We start from the raw sequence: 1,163 nt of genomic DNA on the forward strand, positions 1-1,163 counted from the left end.
TCCGTCGGGTCGTCACCGACGGTGTCCAGGGTGAACGGAAGCGCGTCGGGGTCCGCGTCCTCCGGCGGTTCGGTGGACAGCTGGTCGGCGTGCGCCCCCGGCACGGCACAACCGTTCGGAGAGAGAAGCCGTGTCCGCTGAATTCCCGTACGTTCGCCCCCGCCGGCTCCGCCAGAGTCCGGCGATGCGCCGGCTGGTCGCCGAGACCCGGCTGCACCCGGCGGAGCTGATCCTGCCCGCCTTCGTCAGCGAGGGCATCACCGAGCCGAAGCCGATCGCCGCCATGCCCGGCGTCGTCCAGCACACCCGGGACTCGCTGCGGAAGGCCGCGGTGGAGGCCGCCGAGGCCGGGGTGGGCGGCATCATGCTGTTCGGCCTGCCCGAGGTGAAGGACGCCGTCGGTTCCGAGGGCACCAACCCGGACGGGATCCTCCAGCAGGCCATCCGGGACGTGGTGGCGGAGGTCGGCGACCAGCTGATCGTCATGTCGGACCTCTGCCTGGACGAGTTCACCGACCACGGCCACTGCGGCGTGCTGGCCGAGGACGGCAGCGTGGACAACGACGCGACCCTGGCCCGCTACGCCGAGATGGCCGTGGTCCAGGCCGAGGCCGGTGTCCACCTGGTCGGCCCCTCCGGGATGATGGACGGTCAGATCGGCGTCATCCGGCGGGCGTTGGACGAGGCGGGCCACCAGGGCGTCGGCATCCTCGCCTACACGGCCAAGTACGCGTCCGCGCTGTACGGGCCGTTCCGCGAGGCGGTCAACTCCTCGCTCAAGGGCGACCGCAAGTCCTACCAGCAGGACCCGGCGAACGCCCGCGAGGCCCTGCGCGAGCTGGAGCTGGACCTCGCCGAGGGCGCGGACCTGGTGATGGTCAAGCCGGCGATGCTGTACCTGGACATCGTCCGGCGGGTCGCCGACGCGTCGCCGGTGCCGGTGGCCGCGTACCAGATCTCCGGCGAGTACTCGATGGTGGAGGCCGCCGCCGCCAACGGCTGGATCGAGCGGGAGCGCACCATCCTGGAGACGCTCACCTCGATCCGCCGGGCCGGCGCCGAGCAGATCCTCACCTACTGGGCGGTCGAGGCCGCCCGGATGCTCAGCTAGCGCGCGCTTCCGGACGGAACGGAAGGCCGGGCCCCCTGGGAGGGGGCCCCGC

General features: G+C 72.4%; 1 protein-coding gene. It reads left to right on the plus strand.

Annotated elements, in window-relative coordinates:
* The first annotated feature begins 130 nt into the window (after positions 1-130).
* A complete protein-coding gene (gene hemB / locus ABT247_RS33545; RefSeq protein ID WP_350750401.1) occupies positions 131-1,111 on the plus strand; it encodes a porphobilinogen synthase in 981 nt (326 codons plus the stop codon).
* Positions 1,112-1,163 lie beyond the last annotated feature (52 nt).

Origin of the sequence: Kitasatospora sp. NPDC001539 (assembly GCF_040298565.1) — a bacterium.
GTDB lineage: Bacteria > Actinomycetota > Actinomycetes > Streptomycetales > Streptomycetaceae > Kitasatospora.